The 22,689-nt window shown below is 35.2% G+C and carries 20 protein-coding genes and 2 pseudogenes; 3 read left to right on the top strand and 19 right to left on the bottom strand.

Annotation, left to right across the window (positions count from 1 at the left end; all coding sequences use genetic code 11):
- Positions 1-1,808: 1,808 nt before the first annotated feature.
- The 13 genes and pseudogenes from F6K15_RS20000 to F6K15_RS20060 all read right to left on the bottom strand — a co-directional run bounded on the left by F6K15_RS20000 (position 1,809) and on the right by F6K15_RS20060 (position 16,011).
- Positions 1,809-3,038: an SGNH/GDSL hydrolase family protein gene (locus F6K15_RS20000; RefSeq protein ID WP_293063542.1), complete on the bottom strand. Its 1,230-nt coding sequence runs from the start codon at positions 3,036-3,038 to the stop codon at positions 1,809-1,811.
- 1,427 nt (positions 3,039-4,465) lie between these two features.
- On the bottom strand, positions 4,466-5,818 hold the full coding sequence (locus F6K15_RS20005) for a hypothetical protein (RefSeq protein ID WP_293063544.1): 1,353 nt from the start codon (positions 5,816-5,818) through the stop codon (positions 4,466-4,468).
- A gap of 736 nt (positions 5,819-6,554) precedes the next feature.
- A complete protein-coding gene (locus F6K15_RS20010) occupies positions 6,555-7,775 on the bottom strand; it encodes an SGNH/GDSL hydrolase family protein (RefSeq protein WP_293063546.1) in 1,221 nt (406 codons plus the stop codon).
- Between the two features lie 794 nt (positions 7,776-8,569).
- A complete protein-coding gene (locus F6K15_RS20015; RefSeq protein WP_293063548.1) occupies positions 8,570-8,701 on the bottom strand; it encodes a hypothetical protein in 132 nt (43 codons plus the stop codon).
- Between the two features lie 302 nt (positions 8,702-9,003).
- Positions 9,004-9,231, bottom strand: a complete 228-nt coding sequence (locus F6K15_RS20020; protein ID WP_293063550.1) for a hypothetical protein — start codon at positions 9,229-9,231, stop codon at positions 9,004-9,006.
- A gap of 40 nt (positions 9,232-9,271) precedes the next feature.
- Positions 9,272-9,337, bottom strand: a pseudogene (locus tag F6K15_RS20025) (hypothetical protein); the annotation flags it as partial.
- Positions 9,338-9,463: 126 nt separating this feature from the next.
- Positions 9,464-9,877 (bottom strand): transposase, encoded by a 414-nt coding sequence (locus F6K15_RS20030; protein WP_363268345.1) that lies wholly within the window; start codon positions 9,875-9,877, stop codon positions 9,464-9,466.
- A gap of 31 nt (positions 9,878-9,908) precedes the next feature.
- Positions 9,909-10,289 (bottom strand): helix-turn-helix domain-containing protein, encoded by a 381-nt coding sequence (locus tag F6K15_RS20035; protein WP_293063552.1) that lies wholly within the window; start codon positions 10,287-10,289, stop codon positions 9,909-9,911.
- Positions 10,290-10,701: 412 nt separating this feature from the next.
- Positions 10,702-11,904, bottom strand: coding sequence for an SGNH/GDSL hydrolase family protein (locus F6K15_RS20040; RefSeq protein ID WP_293063553.1), 1,203 nt, complete (start codon positions 11,902-11,904; stop codon positions 10,702-10,704).
- 1,305 nt (positions 11,905-13,209) lie between these two features.
- On the bottom strand, positions 13,210-13,374 hold the full coding sequence (locus F6K15_RS20045) for a DUF5989 family protein (RefSeq protein WP_192901158.1): 165 nt from the start codon (positions 13,372-13,374) through the stop codon (positions 13,210-13,212).
- Positions 13,375-13,788 carry an SxtJ family membrane protein gene (locus F6K15_RS20050; RefSeq protein ID WP_124146027.1) on the bottom strand — a complete coding sequence of 138 codons (414 nt, stop codon included), beginning with the start codon at positions 13,786-13,788 and terminating at the stop codon, positions 13,375-13,377. It abuts the gene before it with no gap.
- Between the two features lie 516 nt (positions 13,789-14,304).
- Complete coding sequence (locus F6K15_RS20055; RefSeq protein ID WP_293063560.1) at positions 14,305-14,502, bottom strand: hypothetical protein; 198 nt, start codon at positions 14,500-14,502, stop codon at positions 14,305-14,307.
- Positions 14,503-14,724: 222 nt separating this feature from the next.
- Positions 14,725-16,011 carry a transposase gene (locus F6K15_RS20060; RefSeq protein WP_293063562.1) on the bottom strand — a complete coding sequence of 429 codons (1,287 nt, stop codon included), beginning with the start codon at positions 16,009-16,011 and terminating at the stop codon, positions 14,725-14,727.
- 134 nt (positions 16,012-16,145) lie between these two features.
- On the opposite strand from F6K15_RS20060, the pseudogene tnpA reads away from it, so the two are divergent.
- Positions 16,146-16,497 (top strand): annotated as a pseudogene (tnpA, locus tag F6K15_RS20065) (IS200/IS605 family transposase).
- On the opposite strand, the gene F6K15_RS20070 reads toward tnpA, so the two are convergent.
- From F6K15_RS20070 to F6K15_RS20090, 5 genes are all read right to left on the bottom strand, one after another.
- Positions 16,450-16,785 carry a type II toxin-antitoxin system VapC family toxin gene (locus tag F6K15_RS20070; RefSeq protein WP_293063564.1) on the bottom strand — a complete coding sequence of 112 codons (336 nt, stop codon included), beginning with the start codon at positions 16,783-16,785 and terminating at the stop codon, positions 16,450-16,452. The pseudogene tnpA and the gene F6K15_RS20070 sit on opposite strands and share 48 nt — an antisense overlap.
- Positions 16,778-16,906: a hypothetical protein gene (locus F6K15_RS20075; protein WP_293063566.1), complete on the bottom strand. Its 129-nt coding sequence runs from the start codon at positions 16,904-16,906 to the stop codon at positions 16,778-16,780. Before F6K15_RS20075 ends, F6K15_RS20070 begins: the two co-directional genes overlap by 8 nt.
- Entirely contained in the window at positions 16,907-17,071 is a 165-nt protein-coding gene (locus F6K15_RS20080; protein ID WP_293063568.1) for a type II toxin-antitoxin system RelE/ParE family toxin, read from the bottom strand. It lies immediately after the preceding gene.
- 69 nt (positions 17,072-17,140) lie between these two features.
- Positions 17,141-17,293 carry a hypothetical protein gene (locus F6K15_RS20085; RefSeq protein WP_293063570.1) on the bottom strand — a complete coding sequence of 51 codons (153 nt, stop codon included), beginning with the start codon at positions 17,291-17,293 and terminating at the stop codon, positions 17,141-17,143.
- 599 nt (positions 17,294-17,892) lie between these two features.
- Entirely contained in the window at positions 17,893-19,824 is a 1,932-nt protein-coding gene (locus F6K15_RS20090) for a carbamoyltransferase (protein ID WP_293063571.1), read from the bottom strand.
- Positions 19,825-20,544: 720 nt separating this feature from the next.
- Between F6K15_RS20090 and F6K15_RS20095 the strand changes: the two genes are divergently transcribed.
- Both F6K15_RS20095 and F6K15_RS20100 read left to right on the top strand, forming a co-directional pair.
- Positions 20,545-20,766 carry a CP12 domain-containing protein gene (locus F6K15_RS20095; RefSeq protein ID WP_293063573.1) on the top strand — a complete coding sequence of 74 codons (222 nt, stop codon included), beginning with the start codon at positions 20,545-20,547 and terminating at the stop codon, positions 20,764-20,766.
- Positions 20,767-20,833: 67 nt separating this feature from the next.
- Entirely contained in the window at positions 20,834-21,130 is a 297-nt protein-coding gene (locus F6K15_RS20100) for a Mo-dependent nitrogenase C-terminal domain-containing protein (RefSeq protein ID WP_293063575.1), read from the top strand.
- A gap of 1,067 nt (positions 21,131-22,197) precedes the next feature.
- Here the strand turns inward: F6K15_RS20100 and F6K15_RS20105 are convergent.
- Complete coding sequence (locus F6K15_RS20105; protein WP_293063577.1) at positions 22,198-22,584, bottom strand: hypothetical protein; 387 nt, start codon at positions 22,582-22,584, stop codon at positions 22,198-22,200.
- Positions 22,585-22,689 lie beyond the last annotated feature (105 nt).

Below are 22,689 nucleotides of genomic sequence, written 5' to 3' on the forward strand. Positions count from 1 at the left end.
TAGAATAATATTTCAAGCATAATTGACTACAGAAAGGAGTAAATAGAAATAGATCGATTTAATGAATTTCATAATTATATGTAACCTCATATAAAACTGGTATTAGTGGACAATTAGAGCTGCGTTATTTTTGTCCTTCAATTCTTTGTTTAAAATGTAGTAGAAGTTAAGCAAATGCTTGTTTCATTCATTAAAAAGCTGTTTGCGTAGCATTCCGCAGGAAATGCTTACGATAAGTCTATAGATAGATACAGTTCAGTTAAGGATTTTTTTTGGCAATTCTGTAATCTCAAAAGCTTATCTAATGGTTCCATATCTTATGAATTTTGGTCTTATAGCATTTCTCAAAAACTTTTCTACATTTTCTTGAGTAGGAGACCCACCCCTACTGCTCGCAGGAGGAGGAGTAGTAGTTGTATGCAACGTCCATATTATAGGGAGAATTAAACACAAGAATAATTAACATTAACTTGGCTAAAATTAGCAAAAAAGTGATTCAGCTCTTTATTAATTACTTAATAACTGAAATTTTACCTAAGTATAGCATTACTTTTCATATTAATTTATAGATAGATTTTTTTCGGTATCAGGTATCATTTTAATTTAACACCAGTCATTCCCTCGACCACTTTTTATGTCAGCATTCAGCCGTCAGCTATTAGCTAGGCTCCTAGGTCGGAACTGCGCAATTCAGCTATTAATTTTGGGGAAGATAAAAGCAACCTTTGAAATTGAGTTTTAATAAAAAGTTACTGCCAAAGTTTCCTGACTAAACCTTAGAAGTAATTATTAGACATCTCCAGCAAAATAGGGAGTAGTGAGTAGGAAGTAGAAAGAAAGAATTGATAAATAAGAATGCGATAATTGATTTTATTTTTGATTATCTCCAGATGTCTATTCATTACTAATTGCTGTTTGCGTAGCATCCCGTAGGGAAGCGCTGAATACTAATAGCTGTTTGCGCAGCATGACCTAGGAAATGCTTACCTTTTTATCTCCTTCAAAGGGGAGGTTATTGACCATAATTTTTCGGTCAAAATATCAAGTTTTATTGTTGAGAAAATCATGATCTAACTAATGTTTCAGTTACTCAATAAATTCTCTGATGGTTAATTTTAATTATTATACCATTTTGAAAAAAGAATGTTACGAATAATAAGTGTGATTAAAAGGCTTTACCGAAAATTGTGGTTTAAAGCCTCCCCTTTTAAGGGGATAATAAATAAAAATTTTTATAATTAGTCAATCCTCTTCTTTTCAAGAAGAGGTAATTATTAATTATTAATTATTAATTATTAATTTTTGAAAGGAGATGTCCCTTTGACAGAAAAGAGAATTTATGAGCTAAAAACTGGTATTGAAACCATTCATTCTGACCCCTGACTTCCCCTCCAGGGAGTGGTTAGAGGTAGGTTGACTTCTAATAAAGACCCTAGCTATTTGTAGCAAATATTTATCAATTTGGTATTATACATTTTAATTTTGGTGTTGCTTATTTGATGTATGAAATTCAACTATAGCAATTTCCAAGAAGCGTGAGGTACGCGAATTCGTTGGTTTTACGGAACAGAAAACAGAAAACAAATAAAGATAGGTATATCTCATTAAGCTAAGAAACGCTATAAGTAGGTAGACAAAATTATTTGTATATAAATTTATTTGGCATCCTTTTATGACTCTACGACATAGCAATCAAAAATGTACAATTAATTCTGTCCAGGTATTTAGTGGTAAATTTTCACCCAAAACATATAGTGGCGAATTATACCTATTTTTAACTCTAAAGTCACTGAAAAACTCCTTTCTACCTACTGACTCCTGACTCCTGTGAAATCATACATTTTGCACAAATAATTTGACATTATTTCCCCCACAAATTTATGACCTTCTATATTCCAATGACCTCCACAAGGTTCTGCATTATCAAATCCATATAAACACTTACCTGTTTTTTGCGCTTCATCTGCTAATGGTCCAGATAAAATATAAACTGGAATATTTTCTTGTTTACCAAACGCTTCTATTCTCCGGTCTGGATAATATAAATCTGACAAATTATGAGAATTTTTAAATTTTTCACGGTGTTCCAAACTGGGATGCACCTGATGAGAATCACTAACTGCAATTAACATAAAATCTCCATTCTTTTCATAGACTTCATCCCTCATTAACCGAATTAAATCTTCCGTTACTTTCCAAGCTTGATCCCAGTCAGAATTTGATTCAGGTTTTCGATAAAAAGAAACAATAGTTTTGCCATAATCATTTAAAAATTGACGTGGTTTAGCATCCATATCAACCTTTCTAATTAGCTGTAAAATTCGGGAATTTTTGACTAACCAAATTGGTAATATATCAACCATTGAAAAAACATAACGACCTCTTGACCAAGGTTTCATTGTCCGGAATGACATATCTAATTCTAACTGACCATTTTTATAGACAAAATAAGGTCTGAGATGGTCGTGGTCAAGAGGACGATAATTATTCCGGAGGTCGTTACCGGCATAAAAAGCTAATATTACTAAATCTGGTGAATAATCCCAAACATGATGCCTTAAAGTCATCAATTCTTGAGCTGTTCCATAACCCTGTACGCCAAAATTCATTACCTCAACTTTTCGGTCTTTCAAGACAGGACATTGTTGTAATTTTTGCTCCATAATTGCACCATAAGTATCCTCCAATTTGACATGAAATGCTTCTGTAAAAGAATCTCCTAATAAAGCAATTCTTAATCCATTTTCAGGTTGAGTTTTACTACGTTCATAATCACGAAACCCTCCACTATTCATTTTTAATTCTGAAGGTATACCTTCTCCTTTCCAAAATGCTGTAGCATTAGGATTTCCTGCCCAACCTCTATTTGGATCTTTAGTAGTATATAGAGATTTATTTTCTGATTTTTCATCTGTTCTGGGTGGTGGGGGATATGCAATTCCTAATATTCTTAATCCTACTTCTACCACTATCACAGCAAATATAAATGTAACTATTGTTATTCCTATATTTACTGCTAAATTTTGTCGCTTTTTCATTTTCTCTACTTATATGAAATACTAAAATTTTTGCTACAAATACTTAGGGTTTGCGTATGGAAAGTCTTTTTGCTCTTTGTAGGAGACAGGAGACAACCCACCCCTCGCCCCTCCCCCTCCCAGGAGGGGAGAAATGGCTTGGGAGCGAGGAGGTAGGAGTAAGAATTGTAATACCAAATTCAAAAAAGGCAGTTACATCTTAATTTGTGATTTATTCATAAAAGAAAAAATTATAAATTCCATAAATTCTAAAATTTCCACCTTTTTTCCTCTTTAATATTTATGTTTTTCTTTCACTAGCCACAGTTCAGGTGTTCCCTGTTCCCTGTGTCGTCACGCTTTGCAATATTTTATGAAATTGGTATAAGAGTGATTTTTCTGCCCAACTATGCGCCTAAAATACGCTCCATGCATGAGCGTTTTAGACATGATACCATGCACTTTTTAAAGGCCCCAAAAAGGCACTTGTCTGTTATATGTCAATGCTTTTAGATTTAATCAGCAGAGCAATAATTAGACTGTTTCCAGGAGGACCGAGTCATACCATTTCTCTATGAAGTTGCACTTAATATAAAGATGAGAATAGTCAGCTTAATAAGGTCTGAGCAACAATTATTAAGTCCATTGTTACAGAGAAATGGTATCAGTAGACATCTCCTCCACAAGAGGGAGTAGAAAGCAGGGACCAGGGAGAAAGAATTGATGAATAAGAGTGGGATAATTGATTTGATTTTTGATTATTGGAGATGTTTAGTAGGAATAGTCTATATATCATTTAGTGTCAGCATTCAGCTATTAGCGGTCAGCTCTTCCTACGGAATGCTACGCAAACAGCTTTTTAATGAATGAAGTAAAAATTCGTTTAACTTATACTACATTTTCCACCCATAAATTGAAGCACAAGAAAGACTTGTTTTGAGTTTTTAACCCATACAATTCAAGCTAATGAAGCTGATAGCTGTTTGCGCAGCATTCCGCAGGAAATGCTTACCATTTAGTTAGAGTCAAATCCTGTTTTTATTCAAATCGACATTTCTCGGTAAAGTCTTTTAAGCAGGGAAATTATTCATAGCATTCTTTTTGATATTTCATATTAACTAACTTTCAATTTTAAGCTAGATAATGTAGCAGAAGGAAAAAGGAATAAGAAAGAAAGACTGAAGTTGGAAAAATCTGACGTTGTCTGAGCTTTAATCTTTTAGTATCTCAGTTTCCTTTCCTTCAAAGTAAGCATTCACCTATTAGCAGTTAGCTCTGATATCTTTCATAAATGAAGCAAGCATTCGCTTAAGCTCTACTACATTTTCAATCCATAAATTGAAGCACAAGAACAACGAGCTTAAATTCCCACTAAAGGTAATAAAGCTAATAGCTGACCGCTGACCACTGTTTGCGCAGCATGACAAACGGAAATGCTTCCTATTATTCTAATTTTTCTCTTGATTCTCCATTACATTTTTGATGGAATTAGCAACAAAATTTTCTAAAATTGTATCTCCAAGAAAATTATAGTGGCAGCAAGCATCTCGATAAACTACTTCTTTTTCTTCATCAAAAATATTCACACCATTAAATATATTGACCTTCGCTTCTCGTAACCCACTAATCTTAGAAAATAACATGGGATAACCTTTTTTTACTCCTGTTGAATAAGGATGTCCTTCAATAATTAGAACCTTTTCTTCCGGGCTAAAAACTCTTTCAGTAGGATAATATTGATTGGGTTGAATAAAGTGAAAATACCATTTATTTCTCTCGGCTAAAATATGACTCATTGTTAGTGATGATTCATACCAATTTTCTGCTATCTTCTCAAAAGCCACCTCATCTTCTAATACTTCAGGCATCTTATTCAAATGTACTAGACTGTTACTATCAAGAGTTTGAGAATTTCGAGCTATCTGTCGATCGTATTTAATAATCTCTTTTTGATAGCTTTCTAATAATCCTTTTACTTGCAAACTTCTCAAACTATGACACGAAGCTAGTTTACAACTTTCTAATTTATTAATAGCAGTTGATAAACTCTGTTTCAATTCGCTAATTTGAACAATTGCCTTCATTACAGACAAATCATCACTAGCTAACCTTGTTAAAGGTAAAATATGTTGTATGCTTGGCAGAGTTAATTTTATTTTTGCTTGATTATTTTGATGAGATAGAGCTACTTCATTAAAACCATCTATATTGATAACCATATCAAATTCTTGGCCGATAGAAAGAAAATAATTTAAAATCAATAATTGCTGTGGTTGTTTATAACCTCCCCCCGAAAAACATAGGATGATTATTTCTTTATCTGCTAACTCAGGTATCGTTTTTAAGTTATTGATAAATTCTTCATTACCTCTGGATTGATTAATATTCAGACCGACGGCAAAATTATTCGCAACTGAACCGCCAAATATACCAATAATAAATTGATTCTTATTGTTTTTAATAAAAGGATAATTGTACTGAGAGACAAAACCATAATTATTAATTCTTATTCCCGATTCTTCATGGGTAAAACTTCCTGCTTTTAGTACATAGCCAAAAAACGGATGTATTCGCTCTAGTATTGATTCATTATTTAAATCTGCACCCAGTCTGGTTCCAGTTTTTTCCAAGTCTTCTCTTACTTTGGAAATAGTATTTTCTCTCGTATAAAATAGTCTATTTTCCTGAGAATAATAAAAACCTAATGATACAATCTCTAACCCTATAAATCCTAAAACTAAGTTAATAGTAACTAGACTGAATCCTGTTTTGATTCCTTGTATCCATTTAAAATTTTTCATGGCATTGCTAAGTTTTTATTTACCGAATAATTAAGGTTTATATCAGAAGGAAGAAGGAAGAAGGAAAGATATTGCCTTGTCTGAGTTTTACAGTGGTTTTCATTTAGGTAGACCACAGTAGGGGCGTTTTGCTACCGCATAACTCCGTTAACGCCTCTACTTTATAGGAGATATCTCTTAAACTAAAAAGATAAATTCAGACATAAAAACTCCTATTAAAGCCATTCATTCTAACTCCTGACTCCTAAGAAATATTCTAGCTATTCGTAACAAATATTTATCAATTTAGTATAAATTTTTGATATGTCTTCAACTTTCCTTCCACTACTATAAATCTTCTTACTTTAAAGAAGAAATAAAGACAAAAAATTCTATTCCCTAATCCCATGCATTTTCAAGAGAGATAAAAAGATAATTTTTAATTATTAATTACAGCATATTCCGCGGTCTATGTGGTATGGCCAACGGGGTAAATATTTTTTTGTTTGTTTCCTATTCTGCCTCCCCATCTTTCCTGCTACCTATTCCCTAAAACCATAAACATAAGTACTTCGTGTCTGTAGAAAAATGCTGTATTAATTTTTCAACCTACTGAAACTTTTTTCGATTACCAATAAAAAAAGTGTTTCCAGCAAGTATTTTAATTTATGAAAAGCAAAAAAAAGAATTATTTTGAGAAACAAAGTGATTTGGTATAAAGCATCCTTAACAAATTCCATAAATAAATTTAGTGGGTTTACCTTTTGCTTAATTGAGTAGTATATCGTTCACACAAATAATTTGTCATTATTTCTCCTACAAATTTATGACCTTCTATATTCCAATGACCTCCACAAGGAACCGCATTATCAAAACCATGCAAACATTTACCCGTTTTTTTTGCTTCATCCCAATAGGTCCTTCTAAAAGTATAAACTGGTATATTTTCCTGTTTACCAAACTTTTTTAATCGGATATCTGGATAGAATAAATTTGGTACATTCAAAGATTTTCTAAATCCATCACGCTTTTGAATATCCGGTAAAACTTGATAAGAATCACTGGTTGTTATTACCATAAAATCTGCCCCTTGATCATATACTTCATCCCTCATTAGTTTGATTAAACCTTCAGTGACTTTCCAGGTTTCTTCCCAATCTGAATTTGGTTGTGGTTCTTTGTAAAAAGCTAGATTAATGTCACTATAATCTTTTTCAAACTGACGGCGTTTAGCATCAATATCTACCTTTCTAATTAGTTGTAAAATCCGAGAATTTTGCACAGACCAAAATGGTAAAAAATCTACTAGAGAAAAATTATAACGGTCTCTATCCCAAAATTTTAAATCGCGGAATGACATATCTTCAACAAGTTGACCATCTTGGTAAACAAAATAAGGTCTGAGATGATCGTGTTCTAAAGCGCGATAATTATTACGGAGGTCATTACCAGCATAAAAAGCTAATATTACTAAATCTGGTGAATAATCCCAAACATGATGCCTTAAAGTCATCAATTCTTGAGCTGTTCCATAACCCTGTACGCCAAAATTCATTACCTCAACTTTCCGGTCTTTCAAGACAGGACATTGTTGTAATTTTTGCTCCATAATTGCACCATAACTATCCTCCAATTTGACATGAATTGCTTCTGTAAAAGAATCTCCTAATAAAGCAATTCTTAATCCATTTTTAGGTTGAGTTTTACTACGTTCATAATCACGAAATCCTCCACTATTCATTTTCAGCTCAGAAGGTATGCCTTCTCCTGTCCAAAATGATGTTTGATTCGGATTTCCTGCCCAACCTCTATTCGGATCTTTTGCTGTATATAAAAGTTCTTGATTAGATTCTTCTCTTGGTGGTGGAGGTGTTTCTATTTTTGCTATTCTTAAACCTATTTCTGCCACTGTTACAGCAAATATTAATGTGCTGACTGTTAATCCTAAATTGATGGCTAAATTCTTAAATTTTTTCATTATATAAAGGTTAGTTGAGCAAGAAATTATTCTTAGTTTTAGTATTGACAATAAGTTAAGTTAAAAACTAAGTTACATATAGTACCTGAAAGTATCAACAATTGGGGTAATTTTCTAATTTCTGGAGATACAGTAGAGAAACTTTTTTCAGTCATATCAAATTCTAATAATTACAGGACTTACGCATAAGGTACGAAAAACTAGGATTTGAGATTGCGACCCATAGGGAAGCAATGACGAAAATACGTTGTAGGTGCGTAACGTCCTAAATTAGTTATTGTAGGTCATTGCGACTAGAACGGAGTGGAACGAAGCAATCTTGAAAATCCCTGAGATTGCCTCCTATCCTCGCAATGACCACTTTTTAGCCGGATTATATCTACATATATATAGAAGCCATTTGGTATCTTCGCCCGCGTAAAAATTTTTGAGTTACAAGTTGGGAGTGGAATAGAGGCAATACAGGAAAAAGATTTAGGACTTACGCAAAGGCGCTACATATAGTAGATAAAAACTATAGTACTATGGTATATATAGTGTTTTTGTTGGAAAAATGCGTAAGTTCTGAGATAGAAAAATGCTCCCTTACTCCCCTACTTTTAAGATTAGAATCAGATTTTTCCCATCATTAAATCTTTCCATCTATCTCTCCTAGGTTGGAAAACCACAATTTTTTTCATTTTATTAAGCTCCTGAAAAAAATCGGCGACTCAAAGGATTTTCGGTTCCACCCTCACAATTTTTGTGATATGATAAATGTTATTGGGTGTTGTTCGCCCCCTACACATGACTTTTTATTCAACTAAATTTCCTGACTGAGACACAATTAAATATTCAGGCATTTTTCCCAGGATAAATACTAGAAATATCGTCATTTTGTGAAGCTTGAAGACATATCTGTTTTTCCCATCATCAAATCTTTCCATCTATCTCTCCTAGGGTGGAAAACCACAATTTTTTTCATTTTATTAAGCTCCTAAAAAAACGGCGGCTCAAAGGATTTTCGGTTCCACCCTCACAATTTTTGTGATATGATAAATGTTATTGGGGGTTGCTCGCCCCTACGCATGACTTTTTATTCAACTAAAAATAGTATATTTGTCTGAGCGATCGCGACTTTTGTACAAAAGTCGTCATTGCGACAATAGGAAGCAATCTCGCACAACCCCTGAGATTACTTATACCATTTCTTTTTGACATCCTCCCCGGCTGTTAGGCACGGGGATTCCTACCGAGCCGTAACTCCTCGGCGGGTTGACGTCTCACAGGCTGCTGCACCCACCCCTTTTGCTCCCCTCCCGGGAGGGGATGGGGGTGGGTTACACTTGCCTCCACGTCCGTTTCTTGCTCCGCGTTCCCTTGCGCCTTTCGGCGGCGCGGGTTCGGTGCGCTTTTTTGTCTCGGACTGCCCGCCCGCGACTAATATATTTATTGCTGCATTCTCGTCTAAGAACATGTTTTGCACCGCAGTTGAGACACTCCCATTCTCGCACCTTCAGGTCTAACTTTCCACCTTTGAATCCACAGCTAGAGCAAGTTTGAGATGTGGGTTCAAGGGCGATTAATTACTCTAAAATCACGACCATATTTTTCTGCTTTCCCTTCTAAGAATGTCCGTATGGGTTCTCCAACCTAAATCAGAAATTGCTCTGGATAATTTACGGTTTTTCACCATACCAGAAACGTTGTTATACTTCTAAAACAACTGTTTGGTTTTCACGAATTATTTCAGTAGATAATTTATGTAGAAAATCTGTTCTTGTATCTTTCAGTTTGCCATTGAATTTAGCTACTCTAATCCTGGCTTTTTCATACCTCTTAGAGCCTTTAGTTTTATGAGATAATGACTTACTTAACTTTCTTAACTTCTTAATTCGTTTCTTTAGTGGCTTAGGATCATCAACCTTTGTACCGTCACTAAATGTAGCAAAGGTTTTAATACCTAAATCTATACCTACTGAGTTATCAGTTTTAGGTAAAATTTCTGGTTGTATTTCTACTACAAAACTCAAGAAATATCTATGAGCTGAATCTTTAATTACTGTTACTGATGATGGAGGAGCAGGTAACTCTCTTGACCATACTATTTTCAGCTTTCCAATCTTAGCTAAATAAACTTTGTGTTGACCAACTTTAAATCCTCACGAGTGTAAACCTCGCAGTTTGCTTTGACTTTCTACTTTTAAATTTAGGAGGTTTAATAGGTCTACCTTTTCTTTGACCTTTAGTCGATCTAAAAAAGTTTTGATAAGCCTGGTTTAAATCATTCAATGATTGCTGCAATGGTATAGCAGAAACCTCTGATAACCACTCTCTATTTTCAGTTTTTTTAGCAGATGTGATCAACTGTTTTTCTAGTTCAGAATTAGTGGGTTTATTTTCTTCTAGTTTATACTTTTCTTGGCAGGAAGCTAGACTATCATTCCAAACCACACTGACACAACCAAATAGCTTGGCTAATTGGTGTTTTTGCCCCGTTGTTGGATAAATACGATACCTAAATCTAGCTTTCATAATTCCTATCTGAACTAGCACTATGATAACATATTTATTAAAAAAAACAACCAAAAAGTCGCCCGCTTATGGGCGAGGCTTTAAACCCAATTTTTTGGTAACAATGCGCTTAATAATTGTTGCTCAGACCTTATTACACTAACTATTCTCATCTTTATATTAAGTGCAACTTCATGGAGAAATGGTATTACTTTCACTCCGTTCCAGTTGCAATGACCTAAAATAACTAATCATCCGTAGAAGATGTCTCTTGATTTTTCTGTCCAACTCTTGCCCAAAATACTAACTTTTTTGTAGCTCTAGAGACCGAAAACCTTGCACTATTTTCCACATAAAAAGGCTAAAGTCTTTATAGGTCAATACTTTGAGAGTTAATTAGCTGTTTACTATTCCCCACACTCCCCATACTCCCCTATAACCCCTGACATAACTTTTCAGCAATAATTTCACCTGCCAACTTATGTCCTATAGCATTCCAATGTCCCGTACACATTGTCGTATTTTTAAACCCATGAAAACAAACAGGATTTTCCCGAACATAATTATCAAAAGGTTCCACTAAATCAATCACAGAAAAATTATGAGTTTCTCCTAAACTTTTCAGTCTTTTTATTGGATATGACCAGTCTTTAATATTCATAATTTTCATATATCCTTCTCGCCATTCTTGATTTGGATGAACTTGCATCGGAGTCATCACTGTAGCTATTCTAAATTCTGCACCTTTTTCTTGTACTTCTTTTGCCATAGTTCCGATTAGTTCATCAGTAATTTTCCAAGCTTCTTGCCAAGCAGAATTTGGCGGTTCTCTAAAATTATTTGCTTGTAAATTTTCAAAGTGTCTAGCAGCATTTCTCTTCTTTTGGTCTGCCTCTACTTTTTTGATAATTTGTAAAATTCTGACATTATTTACTAGCCAAGTTGGTAATTTATCGACTGTAGTAATCATGTAGCGGTTTGCTTGACTAATAGTTAGCTGTCTAAAAGATAAATCTAATTCTAACTTCCCATTTTCATAAACAAAAAAAGGTCGATAATGATTATTTTCTAACTTTCGAGAATTATCTGTAACATCATTGCCAATAAAAAAAGCTAAAAGCACAATATCAGGCTGAAAATCCCAGACTTTTTCTCGGAGAGTTAATAATTGTTGGGCTGTACCATAACCATCCACTCCAAAATTAATTACCTCTACTTTTTGACTTTTTAAATCGGTACATTTTCCCAATTCTTTCTCCATGACTGCTACAAAAGTTTGCTGATAAGAAACCTGCACTGCTGAAGTAAAAGAATCTCCAAGTACAGCAATTCTTAGAGTATTTTCTGGTTTTGCCTTAGTAATTTCCGGTCCTCTAAGACCATGACTATTAAACTCTAAATAAGCCTTCCCTTCACTCGTCCACCAACCAGAAACATTTCCTCTATATTCCCAACCTCTAACAGGATGAGGAATAGTATGAAACGTAGGATAAAATTCTGCGTGGGTACTTTCAGGCATTTTTTTTAAACCCTCCAAACCAGCAATTCTTGCTCCTACTTCAGCGATCGCTACCCCAACAAATAAACTGGCGAAAATCATACCTAAATTTACCGCCAAAGTTTTTAGTTTAATCATCCTCTCAGCTATAATTTTTTTGTATTTTGATCGTGTAGATTGGGTTGAGGAAAATTAGCGGAGTTTATCCGCAGGATAAACCCAACTTTTCAGTTAACAGTTATCAGTTAACAGTTATCAGTACCTCTAGCTGAAATCTTCTGCTGGAAATGCTGATAGCTGAATGCTTACCTGAAAAACATATTTTTTATCCTCTCAAAAGCAGAGAGTATTTACCCAAAATTTTCGGTAATTTCAGTTATCACTACCTCTAGCTAAAACCTTCTGCTAGAAATGGAAATATAGAATATTCTCTTTTTTTTATCCCCTCAAAAGCAGAGACTATTTACCCAAAATTTTCCGTAACTTCAGTTATCAGTACCTCTAGCTAAAACCTTCTGCTAAAAATGGAAATTCAGTTATCAGTACCTCTAGCTAAAATCTTCTGCTAGAAATGGAAATATAGAATATTCTCTTTTTTTTATCCTCTCAAAAGCAGAGAGTATTTACCCAAAATTTTCGGTAATTTCAGTTATCACTACCTCTAGCTAAAATCTTCTGCTAGAAATGGAAATATAGAATATTCTCTTTTTTTTATCCCCTCAAAAGCAGAGACTATTTACCCAAAATTTTCCGTAACTTCAGTCATCAGTACCTTTAGCTAAAACCTTCTGCTAAAAATGGAAATTCAGTTATCAGTACCTCTAGCTAAAACCTTCTACTAGAAATGAAAATATAGAATATTCTCTTTTTTTCTCCTCTCAAAAGCAGAGACTATTTACCCAAAATTTTCCGTAACTTCAGTCATCAGTACCTTTAGCTAAAACCTTCTGCTAGAAATGGAAATAAAGCAGAGACTATTTACCCAAAATTTTCCGTAACTTCAGTCATCAGTACCTTTAGATAAAACCTTCTGCTAGAAATGGAAATATAGAATATTCTCTTTTTTTCTCCCCTCAAAAGCAGAGACTATTTACCCAAAATTTTCCGTAACTTCAGTCATCAGTACCTCTAGCTAAAACCTTCTGCTAAAAATGGAAATTCAGTTATCAGTACCTCTAGCTAAAACCTTCTGCTAGAAATGGAAATATAGAATATTCTCTTTTTTTCTCCTCTCAAAAGCAGAAGCTATTTACCCAAAATTTTCCGTAACTTCAGTTATCAGTACCTTGAGCTAAAACCTTCTACTAGAAAGATAGAATATTCTCTTTTTTTTATCCCCTCAAAAGCAGAAGCTATTTACCCAAAATTTTCCGTCAAGGAAGAAATAGGTAAAGTTCAAAAAAAAAACTTTTTCCTTTCTTCTTTACTGCCAGCATAGCCAGATTAAAACAAAGTATAAATAAACGGAGCAATTACAGAAGACTGACTCAGAACAATCAAAGCTCCTAACAAAACTAAAGTAATAATCAAAGGCAATAACCAATACTTTTTCCTCTCTCCCATAAAACCCCAAAGGTCTTTGAGAAAGTCTAATATTCCTTCAAACATTTAAAAAGGTCGCTCCATACTTTCTCTAGTTTTTAATTGACTCATCACCCGATAAGTTGAAGTTTCAGTATTCAATTGTCGCTCCATAGGGTCTTTTTTAAACATTCGCATAATCAAACCCATTGGCATAACTACAAGATAAAACACTAACCCCATCCACAGAGGAGTCATTATTTTACTCAGGAAAATTCCTACCCGCATCCAAAACTTATAAACAGGTCCCAAAGTAGGGGGTGAAACAATTGCCAATACCAATAGAGGAGTAGCAATTATCCAAGGCCATGCAGGAGGAGGCCAATGTCTGTGGAGTAACGGTAGTAATAGACCGAATAAACCACCAAAAACACCACCCACTATTAGACCAAACTCCCTGAGACCCTTCTTATCAATTTTCGGTATCTCGCGATCGCTCATTAGTTATCCATAAATCAATATTTTATTAACTTTTAACTCGTAGCAGAAAAGTTATGAAAAGTCAATGTAAGTTGGGTAGAACGGTAGTGATTCCCAGCAAATATTTGTCAATGTTGGGTATTCTCCCTTGGAGATGCTCGGCCAACTGGCCATTCCTCAACCCTCTCTACAGAAACTAATCGGCCTTATGCTTATTCTTTCCGCATACCACAAAATTGTCAATTTATCAAACTGCCGAAAAGTTAGGAGAGAAAAATTTGTCATTCTTGTTGAAGAACTTAAGACTATTTTCCTTTGAAAAAAACGAAATAATCGGTATTTCAAGCTTCAAAATTCTCTTAAGCAATACTTACCCTTGGATTATTCTACGATTTATAGTATCACACAACCGAGCAAAAGAGCTAAAAATATTGAAAACTCGTTAGCTGAATCAGACAAATTTTCTGCTGTTTTGTCAGGGTTTGATGACAAAATTAAAAATTTTCAAACTAAGAGACTAAAAAATATAAGTAAAGCTTAAGATAATAAATCATTTTGAGATATAGAAGTTTTTGAAGCGTTGGCGGAGTAAGTGCGGCAGCTATATCGCTTTATGGGAATGAAAGATATTAGTAGGAGCGATCGCTCATCCCTCTGCTGCACTGAATTGTGAGACTGGATCAAGGCAGATAAAATTGCCGACAAACCCTTGACCTCAATATCACCGAGAGTCATTTTTGCTTGCCAGATGTGGTAATGGGTTTGCTGGTTGAGCCAAATTTCGGTAAATATACCAAAAGCCTTAAAAAATTGTCACCCTGTAAGCTTTTTGAGCATTCTAGACTCAAACAGACGCACTTTTTTTCACCCTAAGATGGAAATAAACTATGCGTAGATTTTTGATGTCTCCAGGGGTTAAAACACCCTGGATTCTAAGCGGATGTGCTGATACGGGCGCTATTGCCACGCAACGCACTGTTTACGATATTTTTTAGTTAGATTCTCTAACTTGTATCGTTGTGGAAGCATCAAAACTTCCCTACTAACCTTGGCTAAGTCAATACTTAGCTGTGTTGCTACTTTTTTGATAATATTAGCTGCACCGTTAGCATCTGCATTAATCAATTTACCTGTTGCCGAACGGTACAAGCCACGGTTAACACGCTTTCCTGATGCTTCCCACCTTTCGGGTTTTTCACCAAATTTCGGCAGAAAATCATCATCTAAAAAACTAGCTTTACTCGTATAGCTTTCCTCAGTCTCAACGAACTTAATCCCATACTGCTCAGATAATTCAGTTATCCTGGCTTTTAACTTGGCTGTTGGTATTTGAACAAACTGTTGGTTATTTTTCTTACCTATGTTAATACTGTCTTTTTGGCGTTGATTCCACCCAAAAACTATTGTACCTATTTGATGCTCAATACACCAGTTGATAACAAATCTGGCTGCTTTGTTCACATTATCCCGCATCTGACGATTGCGCTTTTCAGTGATAGCGGCTAATTTATTATCCCAATAGTCACCAGGCTTACCTGCTTTGATTTTTGCTACTTGTTTGTTGTACCATTGATTTTGAGATTTAACCTTTCTTCCATCAACTATAAAAGCCTTCCCCACATTACTCACACAAGTTAACCAGTTATTTAATCCTGGGTCAATACCCAAAACATTTTCTGCTATTGGCTGACCTTTTTCTGGCTGTGGTTGCTCATAAGCAAATTCTAGATAGAAACAGTTATTTCTAGGGACGAACCTAAATTCTTTGATCTGATTAAAGTCTAAGTTACCAGGCATTGGTAGCAAGAAATGGTCAATGCCAAACCACGCTTTTACTTGCTTACCTAGAGGAAACTTAAGCATCCCATTAACTAACTTAACCCATCGTGCCGGGTAACTAACAACTGCTAAACCATCCTTTTTACGATATTTTGGTGGTTTTGGCTTCTGTACTAGCTCTCCCGATTTGAACATTTTAGCTAGTTTGGCATAGGAGTTAAAGGACTCAATTACAGAGTGCAGTGTTTGTTGGGCACAGGCTGAACGCATTGCCTTAAAATGCGGATTACTTTTTAATTCAAAATCTAGTTCGGTTTTAGATAGAAAGCGTCCTGCTTTAAACAGCATTTGACGACAATAGTAAAGCCCACAATTTGTCAACTTATTTGCTTCTGTGCATAAATACTCAAGCACAGCCATTACTTCTGAGTTACTCTTGACTAGGTGTTGTTGACATCCATACATTGATTGCTACCTCCTGTAGATATAATAGCACTATTAAACATAATATGTCTACAGATTAATGTTTGCGCAGCATGACCTAGGAAAGAAAAAACCAGATGAATATAGAAAAAATCCTCACTCAGTAACACTGATTAATTACCCTGCATGTATTTTGTCCCAAGCGTAGAAAGTTTCTCTTAGTAGGAGATGTCAAGCAAAGGCTACAAGAGATTATTTTTGAGCTATGTACTGAGCATGATTGGAGACTAATAGCATTAGAAATAATGCCAGACCATGTACATTTATTTTTAGAAGTTGACCCCACTTTTGCTCCATCAGTAATAATTAAGCGCCTCAAAGGTAGAGCTTCACATCATTTGAGGAAAGAATTTCCGCTTATTACTAAAATTACCTACGCTTTGGACTCCTAGCTTTTTTTGTGCAACAACAGGAAACGCTTCAACGGAGACTCTCAGGAAGTACATTGAAAGCCAAACCGGAAAGTAACTCCGGTTCTTTGCCAACAGATTTTCTTGCAAAAATGCCAAAAAAACAGGAATCATCAAATGGCAAAGATACAAACTGCCGTAAAAATAATAGTTGTATATTTAAACTCTTTTGAGGATTATTACTGCGTCTTGAGCCATAAAATAATTCGGCTTTGACCACGGAAAAAACAGCAATTTTATCTGATTCTAGTCTATGAAAATAATTATTAACGCTAGAGTTTTTGTTTTTCAGATATACAATGCAAACATTCGGATCTAGTAAATAGATTAGAGAATTATTACTCATTTAGAGCACCAATTAAATCATTATCCATTTCATCAGAAGCATCAACGCCATTAAATTTGAACGTGATACGCCAATTACCAGATACTTTGACTGACCAAGTTCCTTTACGTTGGCCAGCCAATTAATGAAGTACCAATCCAGGCAAATTCATGTCTTGCGGGGAAGTTGCTGCATTCAAACTTGCCAAAATCAGTCGGATGCGATTAACATCTTCAGCTTGTATACCGCGAGTTGTTCCCGATTCAAAAAATCGTTCTAAACCACGATGCTTGAAGCTAACTATCATTATTATACTTAACCTTATATGAAAAATAGGAATTGTAAGTAACTCCTATCTATATTTAAACTGAAAACTTCAACCTTCAGAAGGCAGGAATATAAATCTTACTGCCAGAGGAAAACTGGAAGTAAAATTCATCGCCAGATCGTCTCCACGAACCATACGTTCTATCCAGATACGAAGAGCGACTTCCGCTGTCAGAGAAACGTGTTTCTGCCATTGCATCACCACTTTTACCCCTATAAATGGTCGTTAAATGGCCTGTGTGTGGAATACCAATTTCGTAAATAGCCCCATGCTGATTGTACTTTGTACTGATCAAACAGTATCTACTCCGATTTCCGTAAGTTATTAGATCAACCGTTCGATAGTTGTGTCTTTTGCAATTTCCAGGATGAGACAAACTTTGCTCTGCCGTCGTTAACAATGAGCAAAAGATCAGTATTTGAAAAATCTTTATCCCATAACATTGAATAACTTTATGAATAAAAGGCTTCATAATAATCTTGAAGATGAGTAAGTTTTGTTTAACTATTAATTGTATTTTATCGCAGTTGCAGTAGAGTTGACAATACTGGAAAACACGGATAAACATTAACTCTTTCTTACTTCCCATCAGAATCTCCTTTCCGTACATCAGAAATATACGAGTTCTCCTATCGAAAAAAGCGATCTGCACAATATTTTGGATTACATTTATTTTCAGAATATGGGAACTATGAGTTAGTAAAAAGTGTTAGTTCAACACACTAAAAACTAAAATTAGAGAGGGTGCGTTAATGAAGTGTAACGCACCCTGCTGATAACTAATAACTGATAACTGAATTCTAATCCAATTCAAATTCCTGTTTCCAAGACTCATCCTTTTCCCAAGGAATTTGCTGAGTCTTCGCCATCAAGAAATTTTCCACCACCAAATAATCCATCTCAGTCCGCATAAAACACCGATAAGCATCTTCGGGCGTACAAACAATTGGTTCACCCCGCACATTAAAAGAAGTATTCACAATTACCCCACATCCCGTCAATTTCTCAAAATGCCGAATCAAATCATAATACCGAGCATTAGTTTCCTGATGAATAGTTTGAATTCTCGCCGAATAATCAACATGAGTAATTGCCGGAATTTCCGATCGCGGTACATTCAATTTCTCAATTCCAAATAACTGCTTTTGCTCCTCTGTCATCGGAATTAACAAATTCTCCTGCACGGGAGCTACCAACAACATATAAGGACTGGAATGTTCAATGTCAAAATAATCTGAAACTCGTTCTGCCAAAACTGAAGGAGCAAAAGGTCGAAAAGACTCCCGGTACTTAATCTTCAAATTCATCACCGACTGCATTTTTTGATTCCGGGGGTCACCAATAATAGACCGCCCTCCCAAAGCACGGGGTCCGAACTCCATCCGACCTTGAAACCATCCCACCACATTGCCATTATTTAAAATTTCTGCTAACCGTGGCATTAATTCTGTATCTGGCAAATATTCATATTTTGCCTGAATAGCATCCAGATATTCCCGAATTTCCTCATCTGCAAATTTCGGTCCGAGATAAGCTCCCTGCATCATGTCATTAGGAGCAGGACAAACAGGAGGTTTTGCCACAGAAACAGCAGAATTTCCAGACTCCACAGAAATTAATTCCTTTTCTGGAATATTCTCAACCACCTTTTCTATTACCCGTGGTTGGTCGTGATATTCGTACCAAATAGCTAAAGCAGCACCCAACGCACCGCCAGCATCTCCCGCAGCAGGTTGAATCCAAATATCTTTAAAAATTCCTTCCCGTAAAATCTTACCATTCGCCACACAATTGAGAGCAACTCCCCCTGCCAAACAAAGGTAGTCAGCATTCAATTCTTTTTGCACGGTTCGACTCAGACGTAACACTACTTCCTCAGTCACTCTCTGAATAGAAGCAGCAATATCCATTTCTCGTTGACTAATTTTAGTTTCAGCTTTGCGAGGCGGTCCGCCAAAAAGTTTGTCAAATTTCTCATTAGTCATAGTCAACCCAGTCGTATAGTTGAAATATTCCATATTCAACCGGAAAGTACCATCAGCTTTTAAATCTATGAGGTTATTTAAAATCAAGTCTACATAATTAGGTTCTCCGTAGGGAGCTAAACCCATAAGTTTGTATTCCCCAGAGTTGACTTTGAAACCTGTGTAATAGGTAAAAGCTGAATAGAGCAAACCCAAAGAGTGGGGAAAGTCTATTTCCCACTGGGGAGTAAGTTTATTTCCTTCTCCCAACCAAACCGAAGTTGTCGCCCACTCACCGACTCCATCCAGACACATTACTGCAGCACGGTCGAAAGGACTGGGGAAAAATGCCGAAGCTGCATGAGCTTGGTGATGTTCTGTAAACATCAGTTGGGGAAGATGGGATGCTTTACACTGACCTAGTGTAGAGAATTCTTTTCTTAAAACGGTTTTCAGATATAATTTTTCTTTTAACCAAATTGGCATTGCCATCAGAAAAGAGCGAAAACCTCTAGGAGCATAACTTAGGTAAGTTTCCAGAAGTCGCTCAAATTTAATTAAGGGTTTGTCGTAGAAAACTATTTGGTCTAGGTCGAGTAATTCTATATTGGCTTCCTTCAGACAATAAGAAATAGCATTTTTGGGAAATCTGGCATCGTGTTTTTTACGAGAAAATCTTTCTTCTTGAGCGGCGGCAATAATTTTTCCTTCACATACTAGGGCGGCGGCGCTGTCGTGATAATAAGCTGAGATTCCCAGGATTTTCATATTTATCTTCTTAGTCTCCTTCACAGATGGCTTTATATATTTTTTGGCCAATTTTTGAGCAAAATATCCTCAAATTATAGTTCATCAAAGCACAGTCTAAGTTTTGCCTCAACAGGGGGAGTGTTGGGAGGGTGGGGAGTGTGGGGAGTGTGGGAAGTGTAGGGAGTGTGTGGAGTGTGGGGAGGGTGGGGAGATCAAGACACCTAGAGACAAAAATCTATTAGACATCTCCAAAAATCAAAAATAAAATCAATTCTTATCCATAAATTATCAATTATTCCCCTCCTGGGAAGAGTTAGGAGTGGGTTCCCTGTTCCCTCTTTTGGTGGAGATGTCTATTGCACAGTTTTAGCTGTGTCAGTCTACTAGGAGAAATTACGATTTAAAATATCTTTTTGAAAATAAAAATTAATTACTGAGATAAAATCTGCTTGTAGAGCGATCGCGAAACTGTATTATCAACAGGACTTACGCAAAGGCACTATTTATAGAGTGCAAGTACTATTGGACAATAGTTTTGAGCGCTATATATAGCGTATCTACGTAAGTCCTAATCAAAATATTCTCTCTCTTCAGACTATTGACTTTTCATTCAAAGACATTTGGTTTTGCAGATAAGCTCTGCCTATAAATGATAAATATTTTTTATATAAAAAATGTATTGTTATCTGTTTCAGTTATGTGTATATTAAAAATATGAAGTAAAGCAGAGCAAAAGATATGTTGAGTAGCAGTTCAGAAAGGTCAATTATCACAACTTTTACACAGGCGTATTCAGTCACGAATTTACAAGATATTGACAGTGCTAAATCTCCTATTGCCTGGCAAATATATGAAGAATTTTTAGGTAATATAGCTAATCGACAGAAGCAGCAAATAGCTTCTATGTTTGATGATTACTGTAGACAAAATCCTCATGCTATTGAGTGCAGTATTTACTAATCGTAATTCTCTTTTTTTCAAAGTTCTATCATCATTACAATTAATTCAAAATAATAGGAGTAAAAAGATGCAAACTACTACCAATAATTATCCCCAAAACCCCATTGATGTTTTGCTACAACCAGGCCGTAACTTTATAGAGAATATAGATATTAATAATCCTGAATTTGCCAGAAAATTATGTCAATTGATTCCAGCTCAATGCCCCTTTGCCAGAGACATTAAATTCTTTGGTCGTAAAGTTTTGCATATTCCACCTCTATGTAAAATAAATCCTTTTTACTATGAATTAATGACCTTACGTTTTCGTGCCCTAACTTTCTTAGCTGATGTTTGTTTAGAAGATGTTACTCGTTATTGTTAAGCAGAAGGAAGAAGGAAGAGGGAAGAGGGAAGAAGGAAGAAGGAAAAGGGAAAATATTGCTTTGTCTGAATTTTCAGTTTTTGATCTGTCCTAACCTTTTCTTCGACTGCTATAACTACTCTATAACAGACAAAATAGCTAAAACTTAATTACTAATAACTATTAGCACTATAAATAATTTCAAAACTCACAGCTAAATATCTGACTTTCTCCAGATACAATCTTCTACTACCGAAGCGATCGCTTTATTGTTAAGTAGAAGGAAGAAGGAACATGAAAGAAGGAAGAAGGAAAAATATTGCTTTGTCTGAGTTTTAAGAATCATTCCTTCCACTGCTATAACTACTCTATAACAGACAAAATAGCTCAAACCTAATTACTAATAATTATTAGCACCATAAATCATTTCAAAACTCAGAGCTAATATCTGACTTTTTCCAGATACAATCTTCTACTACCGAAGTTATCACTTTATTGTTAAGTAGAAGAAAGAAGGAAGAGGTAAAATATTGCTTTGTCTGAGTTTTAATAATCATTCCTTCCACTACTATAACTACTCTATAACAGACAAAATAGCTCAAAGCTAATTACTCATAACTATTAGCACTATAAATCATTTAAAAACTCACATCTAAATATCTGACTTTTTCCAGATACAATCTTCTACTACCGAAGCGATCGCTTGATTGTTAAGTAGAAGAAACAAGGAAGAGGAAAGAAGGAAAAATATTGCTTTGTCTGAGTTTTAATAATCATTCCTTCCACTGCTATAACTACTCTAAAATAGACAAAATAGCTCAAAGCTAATTACTAATAACTATTAGCACCATAAATCATTTCAAAACTCAGAGCTAAATATCTGACTTTTTCCAGATACAATCTTCTACTACCGAAGCGATCGCTTTATTGTTGAGTAAAAGGAAGAGAAAAGAAGGAAGAAGGAAAAATATTGCTTTGTCTGAGTTTTAATAATCATTCCTTCCACTGCTATAACTACTCTATAACAGACAAAATAGCTAAAACTTAATTACTAATAACTTGAGCGGTTTTTTTATCTATATTTTCACTCAAATATTGTTGAACATCGAATGATATTTTTTGGGAAAATTATCAGAGAAAGATGTAAAAGGATTATTGTCGGGGACAAAAATTATTGTTACTAGCTGAGATGCTCCCCATTGATCTGACAAATAAGGAATTAACCCGGCTTGAACTAACGAAGATTTACCACTACCCGAAGCTCCTAATAGTAAGAGTAAATTATTGTTTTCTAAGTCATTACTTAATTCAATAATCCACTTTTCTCTACCAAAAAACTTGTCTTTATCTCCAGGTTCAAATTTATTTAGCCCCAAATAAGGAGAACCTGGTTTCAAATTTCGACTATGAATTTCAGCTTCAGAATGTTGGGCGATGATGTATTGATTAACAACTGCTGTAAAATACCTACACAATTCCGGCAAAACTAGGACAAACCTGGTAATGCCAGAATTGAAGCTTATTTCCTGCTTCAACCTGGGGAGTCGGCTCCTTCCAGTTCACAGGCGTAAATTCGGGTG

Origin of the sequence: Okeania sp. SIO2B3 (assembly GCF_010672525.1) — a bacterium.
Taxonomy (GTDB): domain Bacteria; phylum Cyanobacteriota; class Cyanobacteriia; order Cyanobacteriales; family Microcoleaceae; genus Okeania.

What these genes read in the sequence shown, in the direction of transcription:
- F6K15_RS20080 (WP_293063568.1), bottom strand. Translation starts at nt 17,071, where the DNA reads ATGATAGTTAGCTTCAAGCATCGTGGTTTAGAACGATTTTTTGAATCG.
- F6K15_RS20095 (WP_293063573.1), top strand. Translation starts at nt 20,545, where the DNA reads ATGTTGAGTAGCAGTTCAGAAAGGTCAATTATCACAACTTTTACACAG.
- F6K15_RS20035 (WP_293063552.1), bottom strand. Translation starts at nt 10,289, where the DNA reads ATGAAAGCTAGATTTAGGTATCGTATTTATCCAACAACGGGGCAAAAA.
- F6K15_RS20020 (WP_293063550.1), bottom strand. Translation starts at nt 9,231, where the DNA reads ATGTTCTTAGACGAGAATGCAGCAATAAATATATTAGTCGCGGGCGGG.
- F6K15_RS20050 (WP_124146027.1), bottom strand. Translation starts at nt 13,788, where the DNA reads ATGAGCGATCGCGAGATACCGAAAATTGATAAGAAGGGTCTCAGGGAG.
- F6K15_RS20000 (WP_293063542.1), bottom strand. Translation starts at nt 3,038, where the DNA reads ATGAAAAAGCGACAAAATTTAGCAGTAAATATAGGAATAACAATAGTT.
- F6K15_RS20045 (WP_192901158.1), bottom strand. Translation starts at nt 13,374, where the DNA reads ATGTTTGAAGGAATATTAGACTTTCTCAAAGACCTTTGGGGTTTTATG.
- F6K15_RS20060 (WP_293063562.1), bottom strand. Translation starts at nt 16,011, where the DNA reads ATGTATGGATGTCAACAACACCTAGTCAAGAGTAACTCAGAAGTAATG.
- F6K15_RS20090 (WP_293063571.1), bottom strand. Translation starts at nt 19,824, where the DNA reads ATGAAAATCCTGGGAATCTCAGCTTATTATCACGACAGCGCCGCCGCC.
- F6K15_RS20040 (WP_293063553.1), bottom strand. Translation starts at nt 11,904, where the DNA reads ATGATTAAACTAAAAACTTTGGCGGTAAATTTAGGTATGATTTTCGCC.
- F6K15_RS20015 (WP_293063548.1), bottom strand. Translation starts at nt 8,701, where the DNA reads ATGGAAAGATTTGATGATGGGAAAAACAGATATGTCTTCAAGCTTCAC.
- F6K15_RS20070 (WP_293063564.1), bottom strand. Translation starts at nt 16,785, where the DNA reads ATGAGTAATAATTCTCTAATCTATTTACTAGATCCGAATGTTTGCATT.
- F6K15_RS20010 (WP_293063546.1), bottom strand. Translation starts at nt 7,775, where the DNA reads ATGAAAAAATTTAAGAATTTAGCCATCAATTTAGGATTAACAGTCAGC.
- F6K15_RS20055 (WP_293063560.1), bottom strand. Translation starts at nt 14,502, where the DNA reads ATGACTCTCGGTGATATTGAGGTCAAGGGTTTGTCGGCAATTTTATCT.
- F6K15_RS20100 (WP_293063575.1), top strand. Translation starts at nt 20,834, where the DNA reads ATGCAAACTACTACCAATAATTATCCCCAAAACCCCATTGATGTTTTG.
- F6K15_RS20005 (WP_293063544.1), bottom strand. Translation starts at nt 5,818, where the DNA reads ATGAAAAATTTTAAATGGATACAAGGAATCAAAACAGGATTCAGTCTA.